Below are 16803 nucleotides of genomic sequence, written 5' to 3'. Positions count from 1 at the left end.
GACTCTTCGGAGGATGGCTCGGGTGCTCTAACACCAGAAAGGCACATCATGGAGAAGCCCCTCAACAAGCAGGAACTGATCGCCGCCGTTGCAGACGCCGCCGATCTTCCGAAGGCAAAGGCCAGCGAAGTTGTCGATGCGGTGTTCAGCACGATCGAGAAGACGCTCGCCAAGAAGCAGGAAGTCCGTCTCGTGGGCTTCGGTAGCTTCGTGACCGCTACGCGTAAGGCTGCCAAGGGCCGCAACCCGCGCACGGGCGAAGAGATCGACATTCCGGCATCCACCTCTGTCCGTTTCAAGCCGGGCAAGGGTCTTAAGGACGCCGTAAGCGAATAAAAATTCGCTTTTATGGTTCTGGGTGTCTTTACGGGCGCTCAGAACCGTGTATATAGGCCACGTGTTTTCTGAGGGCGATTAGCTCAGCGGTAGAGCGTCTCGTTTACACCGAGAGGGTCGGCAGTTCAATCCTGTCATCGCCCACCACATGAAGACTGACTGTACATATGGCCTGGCGTTTCGAATTGTATGAGACGTTGGGATCGACTTCCGATCTCTGTAAAGAAAAAGCTGAGGCTGGAGCGCAAGAAAAGCTCGCCATTCAAGCTTTTGCCCAAACCTCTGGGCGCGGAACTCGTGGTAGAAGCTGGGTCGATCCTGGCGGTAATCTGGCAATATCTCTTCTTTTCCGACCTGTGAATGCAACAGATTTTCTGGCTGCTATTCCTTTTCTGACGGCTCTGAGCCTCTACGAGACTGCGCGGCAGTTCAGTACGGGTGAAGCTGATTTCATGTTGAAATGGCCGAATGATCTTCTGCTCTCTGAACGCAAGATGGCAGGCGTTCTGATCGAAGCAGGGGGACGTGCAGATCACAAATGGATCGTCGTTGGCATTGGAGCTAATCTCCGGCAAGCTCCCGAAATTGAGGGCCGCAAATTGTCCGCGTTGTCCGAAGTGGCTGCGCCCCCTGATCCCGTGGTTTTTGGTCGTAACCTGACCTTGCAGATGGATCATTGGGTCGGTGTCTGGGAAGCTGCAGGATTTGCTCCAATTCGGGAAGCGTGGCTTGACCGTGCGCATCCTGTCGGACGTCATCTTGCGGTTCAGCGCCGTGAAACATATATATCAGGTTCATTTTCAGGATTGGACGAGCAGGGACGTCTGCTTCTTGCGCTTCCAAGTGGTGAAATCATACCGGTTGTAACCGGCGATATCTTGCTGGACTGAAGGACCGGATTGAAACGTGCTTCTCGTCATTGATGCTGGCAACACGAATGTTGTGTTTGCAGTTCACGATGGATCGTCGTGGGTCGGTCAATGGCGCATGTCCACGAGCGACTCCCGTACTGCTGACGAATACGCTGTCTGGCTTCTGGGCCTGTTTGATCGCATTGGGCTGAATGCTGGCTCCATCACACGTGCTATCATCGGAACGGTTGTTCCTGCGGCGCTTTACGATTTACGTCGTTTCTGCAGGCAGTGGCTGGATGTTGAGCCGCTTGTAGCCAATGCAGGTCTGGAGTGGGGCATTGAAGCGCTGGTTGATAATCCTTCCGAACTTGGAGCAGACCGCCGTTTGAACGGTCTTGCAGCCCAGCACTTTTATGGCGGCCCTCTCATTGTTGTTGATTTTGGCACGGCAACGACGTTTGATGTCGTGAATGAACATGGCCAGTACTGCGGTGGAGCGATTGCTCCGGGCGTTAATCTTTCCATCGACGCTTTGCACAGAGCTGCTGCCCGTTTGCCACGTATGAGCATCGGGCGTCCTCTGAACGCGATTGGCCGAAGCACAAGCGTTGCCATGCGTTCCGGACTCTTCTGGGGCTATGTTGGCCTGGTTGAAGGGATCGTAGGAAGAATTTCCGAAGAAATGGGCGGTCGCCCCAAGATTATTGCAACAGGTGGTCTCGCGCCTCTGTTTTCAGAGGGCACCAACCTGTTTGACGTGATGGCCCCTGATCTGACCCTGGATGGCCTCCGTCTTCTGGCTGATCGTAATGCGATGGCTCAGCACACCCATTCCCCTGAAGGCATGTAGGCTTTCGGCAATGAATATCACTGATGATGTTAACAAATGTAAGGAACAACTATGACGGATACATCTGACGGTTTGTCCTTCCTGCCTCTGGGTGGGACGGGCGAAATCGGCATGAATTTCAATCTTTATCGTCTCACGAAAAACAACAAGGAAACCTGGCTCGCCATCGACTGTGGCATTGGCTTTTCGGGCAATGATACGCCTGAAGCCGAAGTCCTGATGCCGGACCCGACATTTATTGCGGATCGAGCAAAAGACCTCTGCGGCCTCGTGATTACCCATGCGCACGAAGATCACCTTGGTGCTGTTGCACATCTGTGGCCGTATCTGCGTTGCCCGGTTTATGCGACCCCGTTTGCTGCGGCTGTTCTGCGTCGGAAGCTGCATGAGGCTCATCTGGTCAATCAGGTAAAGATCCATGTCGTGATGCCAAGCTCGCGGTTTCACGTCGGACCTTTCGATCTTCAGTTTGTCGCTGTCACCCACTCTGTGGCTGAAGCGCAGGCTGTTGCGCTTCGTACGCCGCATGGTCTCATTGTCCATACGGGCGACTGGAAGCTCGACGAGAACCCGCTGGTCGGCCCTAAGACGGATCTTGAAGAATTCGGTCGCCTTGGAGACGAGGGCGTTCTGGCGATGGTGGGTGACAGCACCAACGTCATGAAGGAAGGGCGTTCAGAGTCTGAGGCTGATGTTCGCAAGGGCCTGACGGATCTGATTACGAGCCTTCATGGCCGCGTTGCCGTGACGTGCTTTGCCAGTAACGTGGCGCGCGTTGAGAGTATTGCGAAGGCTGCCATGTCCGCCGGTCGTGCGGTCATGATCGTGGGGCGATCCCTGCGTAATCTTGAAACGGCTGCCCGTGAGTGCGGCTATTTCAGTGATCTGCCGCCGTTCCTGACGGAGCAGGATGCACGCGATATCCATGATGATAATCTTCTGATGATCATCACGGGAAGTCAGGGCGAACCTCGTTCTGCGCTGTCTCGCATCGCCTCGGATACGCATCCGAATATTTCGCTCGGCGAAGGCGATACGGTTATTTACAGCTCACGCGTCATTCCGGGGAATGAGCAGGCTGTCATGGCCGTGCAGGACAATTTGTCCCGTCGTGGCGTGACGGTTCTGACGGACAAGGACGCGAAGGTCCATACGTCTGGCCACGCAACGGGCGATGACATTCGTGTGCTGTACGGGATTGTCCGCCCGAAATACAGCATTCCGACCCATGGTGAATGGCGTCATCTGACGGCTCATGCCGCTCTGGCGCACGAGATGGGTTCTGAGCCGATCCTGCTGGAAGATGGTGACATTCTGAATCTGTCTCCAGGTGATGTCCGGGTTGTTGACACGGCGCCGACTGGTCGTCTGGCACTGGATGGTGGGCGCCTTCTGCCGATGACGGGTGGCGTTCTGGCTGCCCGCCGCAAGATGCTGTTTAACGGCATGGTCATTGCGAGTTTCGCTGTAGATGACGAAGGCTATGTCATTGGCGAGCCCAAGATCAGTGCACCTGGTCTGCTTGAGGCGGAAGATCCGGAAAGCATTCGCATTCAGGAAGAATTCGCTGATTCCATTGACGAAATCCCGGATGAGCTGCGACAGGACGACACGGCATTCCGTGACGCAGCCAAGACGGCCCTGCGCCGTGCTCTGGGGCGCAAGCTTCAGAAGCGTCCGCTTGTCGATGTTCATCTGCTGCGCGTCTAAGAGAAGAAATAGAGTATGCGTCTGAGTAAAGCCTTTCAGCCGACGCTGAAGGAAGTCCCGGCGGAGGCGCAGATTGCGTCTCATCGCCTTATGCTGCGTGCAGGTCTGGTTCGTCAGACATCGTCCGGTATTTACGCCTGGCTGCCAGCTGGTCTGCGCGTCCTGCGGAACATCGAGAAGATCATCCGCGAAGAGCAGGATGCCATTGGTGCTCAGGAAGTCCTGATGCCGACGCTTCAGTCTGCTGATCTGTGGCGCCGTTCGGGGCGTTATGACGCTTACGGTCCGGAAATGCTCCGTATTCAGGACCGTCATGGCCGTGAGCTGCTGTATGGGCCGACCAATGAGGAAATGATCACGGATATCTTCGGATCGTCCGTCAGTTCCTACAAGCAGCTTCCGAAGGCGCTATATCACATCCAGTGGAAGTTCCGTGATGAGGTTCGCCCGCGCTTCGGTGTGATGCGTGGTCGTGAATTCCTCATGAAGGATGCCTACTCCTTCGATGCAGACTATCAGGGCGCGGTTAACAGCTATCGCCGCATGATGCTGTCCTATCTGCGGATTTTCCAGCGTCTTGGCGTTCGCGCTGTGCCAATGGTTGCAGATACGGGACCGATCGGTGGCGATCTCAGCCATGAGTTTCTGGTTCTGGCCCCGACAGGTGAAAGCGGCGTGTTCTTTGACGCGGCTCTTGAAGAGCAGGACTGGCTGGGCCGTCCGGTGGACTGTGACAACGAGGAAGATCTCGCTGCATTCTTCTCTTCCGTAACGGATCACTACGCCGCAACGGATGAGAAGCATGATGAGGCTGCCTGGGCAGAAGTGCCGGATGACCGGAAGCGGGAAGGGCGTGGCATTGAAGTGGGCCACATCTTCTACTTCGGCACCAAATACACGGAATCCATGGGGATCGAAGTCAGCGGCGCCGATGGGGCGAAGTTCTCGCCTCATATGGGCTCCTATGGCGTCGGTGTGTCCCGACTGGTCGGCGCGATCATCGAGGCCTCGCATGACGAGGCTGGGATCATCTGGCCTGCTTCCGTCGCGCCATACAAAGCTGCGATCCTGAATCTGCGCCCGGGCGACGAAGCCTGCGATGCAATCTGCGAAGAGATCTACGGAACAGATTCTGAGAACTTCATGTACGATGACCGCTCCGAGCGTGCAGGTGTGAAGTTCAATGATGCTGATCTGATGGGTCATCCCTGGCAGATCATCGTTGGTCCGCGCGGTGCCAAGGAAGGCAAGGTTGAACTGAAGCGTCGTGCAGACGGCGAGCGGTTCGAACTGCCGGTGGCTGAAGCGCTGGCCAAGATCGGAGCAGCCTGATGTTCGGCCGCTTCGAGCGTATGGTGGCGGGGCGCTATCTGCGCGCCCGTCGTGGCGAACGCTTCGCCTCGATCATTGCAGTTTTCTCATTGGTCGGCATTGCGCTCGGGGTGGCCACGCTCATCATCGTCATGTCGGTGATGAACGGGTTCAAGGCTGATCTGATGGGGCGTATCCTTGGCTTGCACGGGGATCTCACCGTGTTTGGCTACGGGCGCCCTATCGAGGCCTATCAGAATGACGTCGAGGCTATTCGTTCTGTGCCGGGCGTGAAGTCAGTCATTCCCATGGCGCAGGGAACCGTTCTTGTCGAAGCTGGTCGGTATTCGACTGGCGCAGAGGTTCAGGGTGTCGCCCAGCAGGATCTTCGGGACTGGCGTGCTCTGAGTAGTGGTGTCATCGCCGGCTCGATTGATCGCTTTACTGGAGACGACGCGGTTGCCATCGGGACGACGATGGCAGATCGTGCTGGCTTGACGATCGGCTCCCCCATTACGCTCCTGTCCCCGGATGGTCAGGCAACGCCGTTTGGCACAATGCCGCGTGTGAAAACGTATCATGTGGCCGCGATCTTCGATGCCAACTGGAACGACTATAATTCAAACATCGTTCTGGTACCGCTTCCTGCTGCACAGAAATTTCTGATGCTTGGGAATGCCGTTTCCTTGATTCAGGTCTCGACCAACGACCCCTCGAACGTCCAGCCTACACGTCAGGCCATTGTGCAGCGCCTTGATGACCCACGTCTGCGGGTTCTGGACTGGACGCAGAGCGCGAATGGTTTTCTCGATGCCGTCACGGTCGAGCAGAACGTCATGTTCCTTATCCTGACGCTCATCATTCTGGTTGCGGCCTTCAATGTGATTTCGTCCCTCATCATGATGGTGAAGGATAAGACGCGCGATATCGCTGTGCTTCGTACGCTTGGTGCAAGCCGCGGCGCGATCATGAGAATCTTCCTGATGAATGGTGCATTTGTCGGGATTGTTGGAACCGCGGCAGGGTCAGCACTGGGTATCGCGTTTGCGCTCAATATTGAGCGTATCCGCCAGTGGCTCCAGTCTTTGACGGGAACCAATCTTTTCAATCCGGAAGTCTATTTTCTTGAGCGGCTGCCAGCCAAACTTGTCTGGTCGCAGGTTGGAGAGGTGATTGCCATGTCACTGGTGTTGTCGCTGCTGGCTACACTGTATCCGTCCTGGAGAGCCGCAAGGACTGACCCGATCGAGGCTCTGCGTCATGAGTGAAGCCCGAATGACGGCTCTACGGCTGGAAAATCTGACCCGTCGCTTCAAATCTGGTGAAGAGACTCTGGAGATTCTCTCTGGAGCATCGTTTTCTCTTTATCCAGGTGAAATTGTAGCCCTTGTGGCGCCAAGCGGTACTGGTAAATCCACGCTGCTTCATTTGGCAGGATTGTTGGAAGCACCAACGGAAGGTACTGTCTATATTGGCGAGAAGCCGGTCAGCGGTTTGAGCGATACCGTGCGAACGGCTGTGCGCCGGGATCAGATCGGCTTCGTGTACCAGTTTCATCATCTTCTTGGTGAATTCACGGCTTGTGAGAACGTGATGCTGCCTCAGTTGGTGGCTGGCGTTTCGGCAAAAGCTGCAAAAGTGCGTGCAGAGGATCTGCTAGGTCGTTTTGGTCTGTCTCATCGCCTCAACTCCCTGCCTGGACGTCTTTCTGGTGGAGAGCAGCAGCGCACGGCGATTGCCCGTGCGCTTGCCAATCGCCCGAAGCTTCTTCTGGCGGATGAACCGACGGGCAATCTGGATATCGCGACTTCCGACCATGTTTTTGACGAACTCCTGCGTGTGGTGCGTGAGGAAGGCGTTGCAGCCCTTATCGCAACCCACAACAAGGAACTCGCAGCACGCATGGATCGCACGGTTACGTTGCGGGATGGAAAGCTCGTTCCTTTCTGAATTGCCCTGAACTGACGAGAAGAACGCTGTATCTGCTCGTCGGTCCTGATAGAATGATGGCATGTCTCATGCCGATTTCGTTCATCTTCGCAATCACTCCGCATACTCCCTGAGTCAGGGAGCCATTCGCATTGCAGATCTTGTCGGGCTCGCCACCAAAAATGCCATGCCTGCCGTCGCCCTGACGGATAGTGGCAATCTTTTCGGGGCGTTGGAATTTTCCCTGTACTGTCGCAATGCCGGTGTTCAACCTATCGTTGGCTGCCAGCTCTCCCTACCATCGCGGAGCACAAAACCCGGCGCGCCTTCCGAGCCGCTGGTGGTTCTGGCACGGAACGAAACGGGTCTTGCCAATCTGCAGATCCTGTCCTCGCATGGCTTCCTGAACGGTGATCCGGCTGACCCCACCGTTGCCGTAGATGTTCTGTGCCAGCATGCGGATGGTCTTTTTCTGCTCACCGGGGGTAATCGTGGGCCGATCAATCGCCTGATTTATGATGAACAGAAAGACGAGGCGGAAGTTCTTCTGCGCCGTTTGATGGAGGCATTTCCCCAGAACATTGCAGTCGAACTGAATCGTCTGGGTGAGGCTGGCGAGCAGGAAATTGAGAGTATTCTTGTGCCTCTGGCCGATAAGCTCGACATTCCTCTTGTCGCGACCAATGAATGCTTCTTTCCCACGCCGCAGATGCATGAAGCGCATGATGCGCTGATCTGTATCGCACAGGGGCGGACCATGGCGGAGGCTGACCGCTGGCATGTTTCACCGCAGGCATGGTTCAAGACGCCTGCCGAAATGCGGGAGCTTTTCAAGGATCTTCCGGAAGCCTGCGATAACACGCTGATTATTGCGCAGAAATGCGCCGTGGCCGCCTGTACCCGCAAGCCACTGCTGCCCATCTGTCCCAAGGTTCGCGAAGGTTCAACGGAAGAAGAAACGCTGCGGGCCATGGCGTGGGAAGGGCTGGAAAAGCGGCTTGAGGCGATCAATGCCGATAAAGATAAACGGAAAATCTATTCCGAACGTCTTCAGACGGAACTCGACATCATCGCGAAGATGGGATTCCCAGGTTACTTCCTGATCGTTGCCGACTTTATCCAATGGGCCAAGGCTCATGATATTCCCGTGGGGCCAGGACGTGGATCGGGCGCTGGCTCACTGGTCGCTTACGCCCTGACCATTACCGATATCGATCCGCTTCCTTTCGGGCTCCTGTTCGAGCGCTTCCTGAACCCGGAACGCGTCTCGATGCCTGACTTTGATATCGACTTCTGTCAGGACCGCCGTGACGAAGTGATCCGGTATGTCCGCGAAGAATACGGCGGCAGTCGCGTCGCTCAGATCATTACTTTTGGAAAGCTGCAGGCGAAGGCGGCTGTCCGGGATGTCGGGCGTGTGCTGGGTCTGCCTTACGGCATGGTTAATCGCGTTGCCGAGCTTATCCCGAACAATCCCGCGAAGCCTGTTACGCTGGCGCAGGCGATCGACGGAGAGCCGCGCCTGCAGGAAATGCGGGACAGTGATGAAGCCCTGAAGCGTCTTTTGGAAATCGCGCTCCAGCTTGAGGGACTCTACCGCCATGCCTCAACCCATGCTGCGGGTGTGGTGATCGGGGATCGTGAACTGGTCGAACTTGTACCGCTCTATCGCGATCCAAAGAGCGATATGCTGGTTACCCAGTACAACATGAAGTTTGTGGAACAGGCCGGTCTTGTAAAGTTCGACTTCCTTGGCCTGACGACCCTGACAATTTTGAAAAGAGGTCTGGATTTCCTTAAAGAACAAGGTGTTATCGTCGATCTCTCACGTATTCCTCTGGATGACACCAAGACCTTCGAAATGCTTGCCAAAGGGGATACGGCCGGTGTCTTCCAGTTCGAAGGCGCGGGTATGCGGGACATGCTCAAGCAGATGGCTGCCAGCCGTCTGGAAGATCTGATTGCGGGCGTGTCTCTGTATCGTCCGGGGCCAATGGCCAACATTCCGGATTACTGCCGCCGCAAACATGGTGAACCATGGGAGCCGCCGCACGAAGAGATCCGTGACATCCTTGAAGAGACCTATGGCATCATGGTCTATCAGGAACAGGTCATGCAGATCGCCCAGAAGATGGCCGGCTACAGTCTGGGTGGCGCTGATCTTCTAAGACGCGCCATGGGCAAAAAGATCGCGTCCGAAATGGAGAAGCAGCGCGAGATCTTTACGGAAGGTGCAACAGCCAGAGGAATCCCCCAAGACAAAGCCGTTGAAGTCTTTGATCTTATGGCTCGTTTTGCTGATTATGGGTTCAACAAGTCTCACGCTGCAGCCTATGCGCTGGTTTCGTATCAAACAGCATGGATGAAGGCGAACCATCCTGTTGCTTTCCTTGCGGGCTGCATGTCACTGGCACGCGAAAAGACGGATAAGCTGGCAGCCCTCTGTCAGGAAGCGCGGCGGATGAACATTAAAGTTCTCCCTGTCGACATCAACAAGTCCATGGCAGATTTCTCGATCGAGACACTTGAGGACGGTCGTCAAGGAATTCGATACGCCCTATCCGCCATCAAGCGTGTTGGTGCAGCCGCAATGGACTCTGTCGTTGCCGCCCGCGGTAATAAGCCTTTCCAGGATCTAACGGATTTTGCAGAGCGTTGTGATCCCAAAAGCCTGAATAAAATACAGATAGAAAGTCTTGCAAAATCAGGAGCTTTTGACAGTCTTCTTAAGGATCGCCATACCGTTTTTTCGAGTGCAGATATTCTGTTACGTCGGGCGCAGTCGCGGGCTCAGGAGCAGCAGATGGGCCAGTCAGGATTGTTTGGCGGTAGCGGTCAGGATCGTGAGATTTTGCGGTTGAATGAAGGGCGCCCGTGGCCGGATTTCGAGCGCCTGTCGCTTGAGGCCTCGGCCATTGGCTTTCATATGAGCGCTCACCCGTTGGATGCTTATCGTACGGTTCTCAGAAGGCTGGGTGTCACACCCTCTAACGCTCTGGAAAATGCTGCAAAAACAGGCACTATGCGCGTCAAGATAGCGGGGTGCGTTGTTGATAAGAAAGAGCGTCCGACCCGCACTGGCAAAAAGATGGCCTGGGTCAACCTTTCGGACAGCGGCGGCGGATGTGAAGTTACGCTTTTCGCGGAAACTCTGATTTCGTGCCGGGATCTTCTGGTGGCTGGACAGGCTATTCTGGTGACAGCAGAGCTTAAACTGGATGGAGATGCACTGCGGATTACGGCGCAAAGCGTCATGGATCTCGAAACCGCTGCTGCGGCTGAACGGTCTGAAATGCGCGTATGGCTGAAGCAGATGGATGCGCTTCCCACGCTTTCTGAAATGTTGGCGGAAATGCGGGGAGGACACGGGAAAGTTGTTTTCCTGCCCTCTCTCGAAGAAACGAGAGATGTGGAAATCGCACTTCCGGGCACATATCGGGTCACACCACGTCTGGCTGAACGCCTACGGACTGTTCGGGGGGTCGAGAAGGCTGAACAGCGCTGATCTGGCGGAAAACCCTTGCAATCTGACCAAAGATCGGCCATATCGCGCTCGTCCGCTGGCATCCCTCGTGGGAGAAAGCGGTCAATCCGCACGCATGGCCCTGAGGTTTTCTGGTGTTCCGCAAGGGACGTCGCCATGCGGAGGTCCAACCAGATGCTAGGAATTTGAATCATGGCAATGCCAGAATTCACCATGCGCCAGCTGCTCGAAGCCGGTGTTCACTTCGGTCACCATACCCGTCGCTGGAACCCGGCTATGGCGCCGTACCTGTTCGGTGTTCGCAACCAGGTCCACATCATCGACCTGCAGCAGACGGTTCCGCTGCTCGACCGCGCTCTGAAGCTGGTCCGCGAGACGGTTGCCAACGGTGGCCGCGTTCTGTTCGTTGGCACGAAGCGCGCTGCTGCTGAGCACGTTGCTGAAGCTGCACAGCGTTGCGGTCAGTACTATGTGAACCATCGCTGGCTCGGCGGCATGCTGACGAACTGGAAGACCATCACGGGCTCCATCAAGCGTCTGCGCCAGATCGATGAAATGCTTGCTGGTGACACGGCTGGTCTGACGAAGAAGGAAGTTCTCGACATCACGCGTGACCGCGAGAAGCTCGAGCGTTCCCTCGGCGGCATCAAGGAAATGGGCGGCCTGCCGGACCTGATTTTCGTGATCGACACGAACAAGGAAAAGCTGGCTGTTGAAGAAGCCAACAAGCTGGGTATCCCGGTCATCGGCATTCTGGACAGCAACTCCAACCCGGCTGGCGTTACGTTCCCGATCCCGGGCAACGACGATGCAATCCGTGCGATCACGCTGTATTGCGACCTGATCTCCGGCGCAGTTCTGGACGGTATTTCCGCTGAACTGGCTGCTTCGGGTCATGACATCGGTGCTGAAGAAGAACTGCCGGCTGAGACGGCTGTTCTGGAAGCCGCTGAAGAGCAGGCTCCAGCCGCCAACTGAGACAGCGTGCCGTGTCATCATCTGAAGATGCGGTAACTGGAAGAAACATGCATGCGGTCGGGCGTTTACGCTCGGCCGCATGATCTTTTCGAGGGATAAGAGAACATGGCAGAAATCACCGCAGCCCTGGTTCGCGAACTGCGCGAGAAGACCGGCGCAGGCATGATGGATTGCAAGAAGGCTCTGACGGAAGCTGCTGCTGACATGGAAGCAGCCATCGACTGGCTTCGCACCAAGGGTCTGTCCCAGGCTGCCAAGAAGTCCGGCCGTACAACGGCTGAAGGTCTGGTTGGCGTTGTCTCCGGTCCGAACCGCGCCGCTATGGTTGAAGTCAACGCTGAGACGGACTTCGTTGGCCGTAACGAAGCATTCCAGGCATTCGTCGAGCAGGTTGCTCAGGTTGCTCTGGAAGTTGGCGAAGATCTGGAAGCCATCAAGGCAGCCAAGGTTCCGTCCGGCCGTACGGTTGCCGACGAACTGACGCATCTGATCGCTACGATCGGCGAGAACATGTCGATCCGTCGCGCTCGCGTTCTGTCTGTTGAGTCCGGTGTTGTCGCCAGCTACGTCCACAGCGCACTGCGCCCGGGCATTGGGAAGATCGGTGTTCTCGCCGCTCTTCAGGCTCCGTCCGAGTCCGACGCTCTCCTGACGCTCGGCCGCCAGATTGGCATGCATGTTGCTGCAACCCGTCCGGCTGCTCTGGATGTTGCAAGCGTCGATCCGGAGTCTCTGGAGCGTGAGCGTACGGTTCTGATCGAACAGGCCCGTGATTCCGGCAAGCCGGAAGCCATCATCGAGAAGATGGTCGAAGGTCGTATCCGCAAGTTCTATGAAGAAGTTGTTCTTCTGGAGCAGGTCTGGGTTCTCGATGGCGAAAGCCGCGTGGCAAAGGTTGTGGAAAAGTCTGGCGCGAAGCTGGTTGGCTTCGAGCGCTTCCAGCTTGGTGAAGGCATCGAGAAGGAAGAAAACGACTTCGCTGCCGAAGTGGCTGCTGCTGCTGGCACCAAGTAAGATCTTTTTCCATTTGACCAGGCAGGCTTGTCTGCCTGGTTGAAACTGAAAGAGATTGGAAACTCCCGCACGGTACTCGTGCGGGAGTTTTTCTGTTTTTGGTCTTTGTCGGGAGCATCGTGCTGTGATGGAGTGGGAAGCGGCTGCACTGGTCCTGTCTGTTCGTCCTTACGGAGAAGGCAGTGCTCTTGTTCATCTGCTGAGCGAAGAGCATGGCGTTTCACACGGAATGGTGCGCGGTGGCGGGTCCAGAAAACAGGCCCCTCTTTGGCAAACAGGTAATCTTGTCATGGCGCGCTGGCGTGCCAGACTGTCAGATCAGCTTGGTGCCGTTACGGCTGAACCTGTTCAGAGTGTAGGGGCAAGACTGCTTGATCTTCCTCTTCAACTGGCCATGGTGAGTAGTGCGTGCGCTCTGGCGGATGGTGCTCTACCCCAAGGGGAAGCTCATCCCGAACTTTTCATGCGCCTGATCCGGCTTCTGACGTTGATAGGAATCGCGCCTAAGCCGCCTCCTATAGCGGCCTATCTGCGCTGGGAACGAGAATTACTGGGCGAACTGGGTTACGGACTGGATCTTTCTGCCTGTGCCGTCACCGGAGGGTGTGACAACCTGAATTTTGTCTCCCCAAAGTCCGGGCGCGCCGTGAGCGACGAGGGTGCTGGTGCCTGGCGCGATCGGCTGTTGGTGCTTCCTGCGTTTCTGGCCAATGAAACGGAAGAGGGTAGCCCCGAAGACTGGCTGGCAGGAATGACGCTGACCGGCCACTTTCTTTCACGGTGGGTTTTTGGCGTGCGGCACCAGCCCTTGCCTGCGGCGCGCGAAAGGCTGTTCGAACGTATTCGCAGGCTGACCGGAAAAGATGAGATCATCGAAGATCTCAATATCGAACCTGCACAGGACCCGGACGAACTCCGCTGACGACATCCGGGTCGGCAGTCCAGTTCCAGACGGACCAGTCCCATCCCGGATGCTGGTTGATTTCCGCTGTCATGCGCTGCTCATCATCGGCGGAAACAGGGTGGCTGAGTTGATAGGCATGATAGGCCACCATATTGCCCATATAGACGCATCCGCATGCGGTCGGGTCCGCATAGAGCATCACGGCTACATTGCCCTGCATGCGATAGGTCATGGTGTTTGGAGGCAGCAGGTTCATCATCTGCCATCGGGCTGTGGTATTAGCCTCATGGGCGACAAAGCCGTTACGGGCCAGCGTATCTTCTTCATGAAGGATCGGCCGGTACGGCGAACAGGCTGAAAGAAGAACGAGCGCAACGCTGGACAGGAGCGGGCGGCAGTGTCTAAGTCCTGCTGAGAAAAGGGGAAGTGCATGGGCGTTGATCTGGCGGGTCATATTGAGGATACCAAGCTCGCGGAGGCTCTGAGCGAGCGATATATTGCGTATGCGATGTCGACGATCATGTCGCGGTCCCTTCCGGATGTGCGTGATGGTCTCAAGCCGGTGCACCGGCGCCTCCTCTATGCGATGCAGCAGTTACGCCTTGATCCCACATCAGGGTTTAAAAAGTGTGCACGTGTCGTCGGCGACGTGATCGGTAAGTTTCACCCGCACGGTGATGCGTCCGTTTACGAAGCACTCGTGCGTCTGGCGCAGGATTTTGCCGTTCGATATCCGCTCGTCGAAGGTCAGGGCAATTTCGGCTCCATCGACGGCGATGGCGCAGCGGCCATGCGTTATACGGAAAGCCGCCTGACCGAGATCGCGCAGACGCTGCTGGACGGTATCAATGATGATGCCGTGGATTTCCGCCCGACTTACGATAACGAAGACCACGAACCTGTCGTCCTGCCAGGCACATTCCCGAACCTGCTGGCTAATGGAGCGGCTGGTATTGCCGTCGGTATGGCGACGAGTATTCCGCCGCATAACGCCGCGGAAATCTGTCGTGCGGCGAAGTATCTGATTGAAAAGCCGGATGCGACCGTAGCGGAACTGGTCGATTTCATTCCCGGTCCGGATTTCCCGACCGGCGGTATTCTGGTTGAAGATCGCGAGTCGATCATTCGTTCCTATGAAACCGGTCGTGGCAGCTTCAGGACGCGTGCGCGCTGGGAAGTGGAGCAGGGCAGGTTTGGAACCTGGTGCATCGTTGTCACGGAAATTCCTTATCAGGTTCAGAAGTCCCGTCTGATCGAACAGATCGCCGAGTTGATGGAGCAGCGTAAGCTCCCGCTACTTGGAGACGTGCGGGATGAGAGCACGATGGATATCCGTCTGGTGCTGGAACCCAAGACCAAGGGGTGTGACCCTGAAGTCCTGATGGAGACGATGTTCCGCAATACGGCGCTGGAAAACCGCTTCAGCCTGAACATGAATGTTCTCGGCGGAGACCGCGTGCCGGGTGTGCTGTCAATCAAGCAGGTTATTCAGGCGTGGCTGGCGCATGTCCATGAAGTGCTGGTGCGTCGGTCAAACCATCGTCTTGCGGCTGTCATGCGCCGTCTGGAAATCCTGGATGGTTTTCTGGCGGTTTATCTCAATCTGGATGAAGTCATTCGCATCATCCGGGAAGAGGATGAGCCGAAGGTCAGCCTGATGAAGACCTTCACCCTGACGGATATTCAGGCGGAAGCCGTTCTCAACATGCGTCTGCGTTCGCTGCGCAGGCTGGAAGAAATGGAGATCCGCAAGGAGCGTGATGCCCTTGCGGATGAACGCAAATCTCTTGAGACCCTTCTGGGATCTGAAAAGCGCCGCTGGACCCGGATTGGCAAGGATCTGGATGCGACGATCAAGAAGTTCGGAAGTGGCCCGCTGGGCGATCGACGGACGCAGATTGCACAGCCCCCTAAAGCTATCGATATTTCGGCAGCGCTTGAAGTGGATCGCGAGCCACTGACCATTCTTCTGTCTCGCGAGGGCTGGATCAGGGCCATGAAGGGACATGGGCTGGACCCACAGGGGCATCGCTTCAAAGAAGGGGACGAAGCCGGTCTCATGGCGGAATGTCAGAGCACGGATCGGATCTGTCTGATTGCCAGTGGAGGCAAGGCGTTCACGCTCAAAGCCGCGGATCTGCCCCGTGGACGTGGATTTGGTCAGCCTGTTCGGACGCTTGTGGATATTGCACAGGAAGAGCGTGTGGTTGCGATGTTCCCCGTCATGGAAGACGGCAAGCGCCTGATCGCGTCTGAGAGCGGGCGTGGCATGATCGTTTCTGAAGCTGGGATCGTGGCGGAGAAGCGCACCGGCAAGCAGGTCTTCAACGTCAAGGAGGGCGAAAGCATCTTCGCCTGCATCCCGGCTGTTGGAACGCATGTGCTGGCTCTGGGACAAAACAAACGTGCTCTGATCTTCCCAATGGAGCAGGTGCCGGAGATGAGCCGTGGATCGGGCGTCTCCTTCCAGAAGCTTGGAGAGAGCACACTGCGTGATCTCCGGGCTTTCACGCTTGAGGATGGACTCCTGTGGCAGGAGGGACAGCGCGTCCGTCCGGCTGCCGATCTGGCACCGCTGGAAGGGCGCCGTGGGGCGGTCGGGAAGGCTGCACCGCAATGGATGCTGCGCAAACCGACCTAACCTTTCAGGCGGAGAGAATCAGGGAGGTCCAGTGACCACCCTGAAAAATCTCGGCAGGCTGGAAGGTGGCTTTGTAAGCCATTTTCTGACTGCCCGGGACATAATACCCCAGATAGAGGTGAAGATGTCCGCGCTGTTTGGCCAAGTGGAGTAACCACAGGATCGAGAATGTTCCCCAGGATGCAGCAGGGGTCGTGGGGTCGTAAAAGGTGTACACGGCGGACAGTCCGTCCGACATGACATCGACAAGAGACACACAGACGAGTTGGTCTGCCGACGTGCGAAACTCTATGACAATCGTTTCGACCGGAGTGTTTGAGATCAGATCGGCGTAGTCCTGCCAGGACATATGGGCCATATCCCCATCTGTATGGCGGCTTTTCTGATACGCCTGAAACAGTGCAAACTGTTCCTGCGTTGGAATTGGCGCTGTAATGGCAGCCTTGACGTCCTGATGGCGTTTCCAGATGCGCTGTTGTGTGCGGGACGGCCGGAAAAGAGCCACAGGCAGGCGCATCGGTTTGCAGGCCCGGCAGTCCACGCAGACGGGGGCATAGGCAATCGTATGGCTGCGTCTGAACCCGGCCTGGGAAAGACGGTCATGCAGGGAGGCAGCATCGGGGCCAGAAAGATCTGTCAGTACCTTGCGCTCCATGCGGTTGGGCAGGTACGGGCAGGGAGCTGGCTCTGTCGTATAGAAGAGCTGAGGACGATGCTGCACAGGGTCGCTCCTCTTGGAAAATACCGGATTGATTGCCTAGCGTAGCTCAGACATCCGGCTGACGCATCCAT

General features: G+C 56.5%; 14 protein-coding genes and 1 tRNA gene. 13 read left to right on the top strand and 2 right to left on the bottom strand.

From position 1 onward, the window contains the following. Window positions 1–48: 48 nt before the first annotated feature. The 12 genes from GJA01_RS01875 (at window position 49) to recO (ending at window position 13388) form a co-directional block, all read left to right on the top strand. Window positions 49–336, top strand: coding sequence for an HU family DNA-binding protein (locus tag GJA01_RS01875; protein ID WP_007282110.1), 288 nt, complete (start codon window positions 49–51; stop codon window positions 334–336). Window positions 337–408: 72 nt separating this feature from the next. Next, window positions 409–483, top strand: a tRNA-Val gene (locus GJA01_RS01870). A 20-nt stretch (window positions 484–503) separates the two neighbouring features. Next, window positions 504–1226, top strand: coding sequence for a biotin--[acetyl-CoA-carboxylase] ligase (locus GJA01_RS01865; protein WP_062505603.1), 723 nt, complete (start codon window positions 504–506; stop codon window positions 1224–1226). Window positions 1227–1242: 16 nt separating this feature from the next. Beyond that, a complete protein-coding gene (locus GJA01_RS01860) occupies window positions 1243–2040 on the top strand; it encodes a type III pantothenate kinase (RefSeq protein WP_023942708.1) in 798 nt (265 codons plus the stop codon). Window positions 2041–2091: 51 nt separating this feature from the next. After that, window positions 2092–3750 carry a ribonuclease J gene (locus GJA01_RS01855; protein ID WP_062505605.1) on the top strand — a complete coding sequence of 553 codons (1659 nt, stop codon included), beginning with the start codon at window positions 2092–2094 and terminating at the stop codon, window positions 3748–3750. A 15-nt stretch (window positions 3751–3765) separates the two neighbouring features. Next, entirely contained in the window at window positions 3766–5082 is a 1317-nt protein-coding gene (proS, locus tag GJA01_RS01850) for a proline--tRNA ligase (protein WP_061933209.1), read from the top strand. Further along, a complete protein-coding gene (locus GJA01_RS01845; RefSeq protein WP_061933207.1) occupies window positions 5082–6329 on the top strand; it encodes a lipoprotein-releasing ABC transporter permease subunit in 1248 nt (415 codons plus the stop codon). The genes proS and GJA01_RS01845 overlap by 1 nt, the downstream gene beginning before the upstream one ends. Further along, window positions 6322–7011, top strand: a complete 690-nt coding sequence (locus tag GJA01_RS01840; protein ID WP_062505607.1) for an ABC transporter ATP-binding protein — start codon at window positions 6322–6324, stop codon at window positions 7009–7011. Before GJA01_RS01845 ends, GJA01_RS01840 begins: the two co-directional genes overlap by 8 nt. Before the next feature lie 61 nt (window positions 7012–7072). Next, the gene (gene dnaE / locus GJA01_RS01835) at window positions 7073–10495 is read left to right on the top strand and encodes a DNA polymerase III subunit alpha (protein ID WP_062505610.1); all 3423 of its coding nucleotides are present in this window, start codon (window positions 7073–7075) and stop codon (window positions 10493–10495) included. Window positions 10496–10666: 171 nt separating this feature from the next. Beyond that, complete coding sequence (rpsB, locus tag GJA01_RS01830) at window positions 10667–11452, top strand: 30S ribosomal protein S2 (protein ID WP_010501435.1); 786 nt, start codon at window positions 10667–10669, stop codon at window positions 11450–11452. 105 nt (window positions 11453–11557) lie between these two features. After that, a complete protein-coding gene (tsf, locus tag GJA01_RS01825; RefSeq protein WP_010501436.1) occupies window positions 11558–12466 on the top strand; it encodes a translation elongation factor Ts in 909 nt (302 codons plus the stop codon). A 127-nt stretch (window positions 12467–12593) separates the two neighbouring features. Then, complete coding sequence (gene recO / locus GJA01_RS01820; protein ID WP_062505612.1) at window positions 12594–13388, top strand: DNA repair protein RecO; 795 nt, start codon at window positions 12594–12596, stop codon at window positions 13386–13388. On the opposite strand, the gene GJA01_RS01815 is transcribed toward recO, so the two are convergent. Then, window positions 13348–13824: a hypothetical protein gene (locus tag GJA01_RS01815; RefSeq protein WP_023942696.1), complete on the bottom strand. Its 477-nt coding sequence runs from the start codon at window positions 13822–13824 to the stop codon at window positions 13348–13350. The genes recO and GJA01_RS01815 overlap by 41 nt on opposite strands. Here GJA01_RS01815 and parC point away from each other — a divergent pair. Continuing rightward, window positions 13801–16011, top strand: a complete 2211-nt coding sequence (parC, locus tag GJA01_RS01810) for a DNA topoisomerase IV subunit A (protein WP_062505614.1) — start codon at window positions 13801–13803, stop codon at window positions 16009–16011. The two genes, GJA01_RS01815 and parC, sit on opposite strands and share 24 nt — an antisense overlap. Before the next feature lie 4 nt (window positions 16012–16015). Here the strand turns inward: parC and GJA01_RS01805 are convergent, their stop codons facing one another. Beyond that, window positions 16016–16732, bottom strand: coding sequence for an arginyltransferase (locus GJA01_RS01805; protein ID WP_082785324.1), 717 nt, complete (start codon window positions 16730–16732; stop codon window positions 16016–16018). Window positions 16733–16803 lie beyond the last annotated feature (71 nt).

The sequence above is a fragment of the Gluconobacter japonicus genome (genome assembly GCF_002723975.1).
In the GTDB taxonomy this organism is placed as follows: domain Bacteria; phylum Pseudomonadota; class Alphaproteobacteria; order Acetobacterales; family Acetobacteraceae; genus Gluconobacter; species Gluconobacter japonicus.
Note: the sequence above shows the minus strand (reverse complement) of the source record. Positions and strands in the feature narration are given on the sequence as shown.

Bases quoted from the DNA above. Each gene is read 5' to 3' on its own strand.
- dnaE (WP_062505610.1), top strand. From the start codon at position 7,073: ATGTCTCATGCCGATTTCGTTCATCTTCGCAATCACTCCGCATACTCC.
- GJA01_RS01875 (WP_007282110.1), top strand. From the start codon at position 49: ATGGAGAAGCCCCTCAACAAGCAGGAACTGATCGCCGCCGTTGCAGAC.
- GJA01_RS01855 (WP_062505605.1), top strand. From the start codon at position 2,092: ATGACGGATACATCTGACGGTTTGTCCTTCCTGCCTCTGGGTGGGACG.
- tsf (WP_010501436.1), top strand. From the start codon at position 11,558: ATGGCAGAAATCACCGCAGCCCTGGTTCGCGAACTGCGCGAGAAGACC.
- GJA01_RS01815 (WP_023942696.1), bottom strand. From the start codon at position 13,824: ATGACCCGCCAGATCAACGCCCATGCACTTCCCCTTTTCTCAGCAGGA.
- recO (WP_062505612.1), top strand. From the start codon at position 12,594: ATGGAGTGGGAAGCGGCTGCACTGGTCCTGTCTGTTCGTCCTTACGGA.
- parC (WP_062505614.1), top strand. From the start codon at position 13,801: ATGGGCGTTGATCTGGCGGGTCATATTGAGGATACCAAGCTCGCGGAG.
- GJA01_RS01840 (WP_062505607.1), top strand. From the start codon at position 6,322: ATGAGTGAAGCCCGAATGACGGCTCTACGGCTGGAAAATCTGACCCGT.
- proS (WP_061933209.1), top strand. From the start codon at position 3,766: ATGCGTCTGAGTAAAGCCTTTCAGCCGACGCTGAAGGAAGTCCCGGCG.
- GJA01_RS01845 (WP_061933207.1), top strand. From the start codon at position 5,082: ATGTTCGGCCGCTTCGAGCGTATGGTGGCGGGGCGCTATCTGCGCGCC.
- rpsB (WP_010501435.1), top strand. From the start codon at position 10,667: ATGGCAATGCCAGAATTCACCATGCGCCAGCTGCTCGAAGCCGGTGTT.
- GJA01_RS01865 (WP_062505603.1), top strand. From the start codon at position 504: ATGGCCTGGCGTTTCGAATTGTATGAGACGTTGGGATCGACTTCCGAT.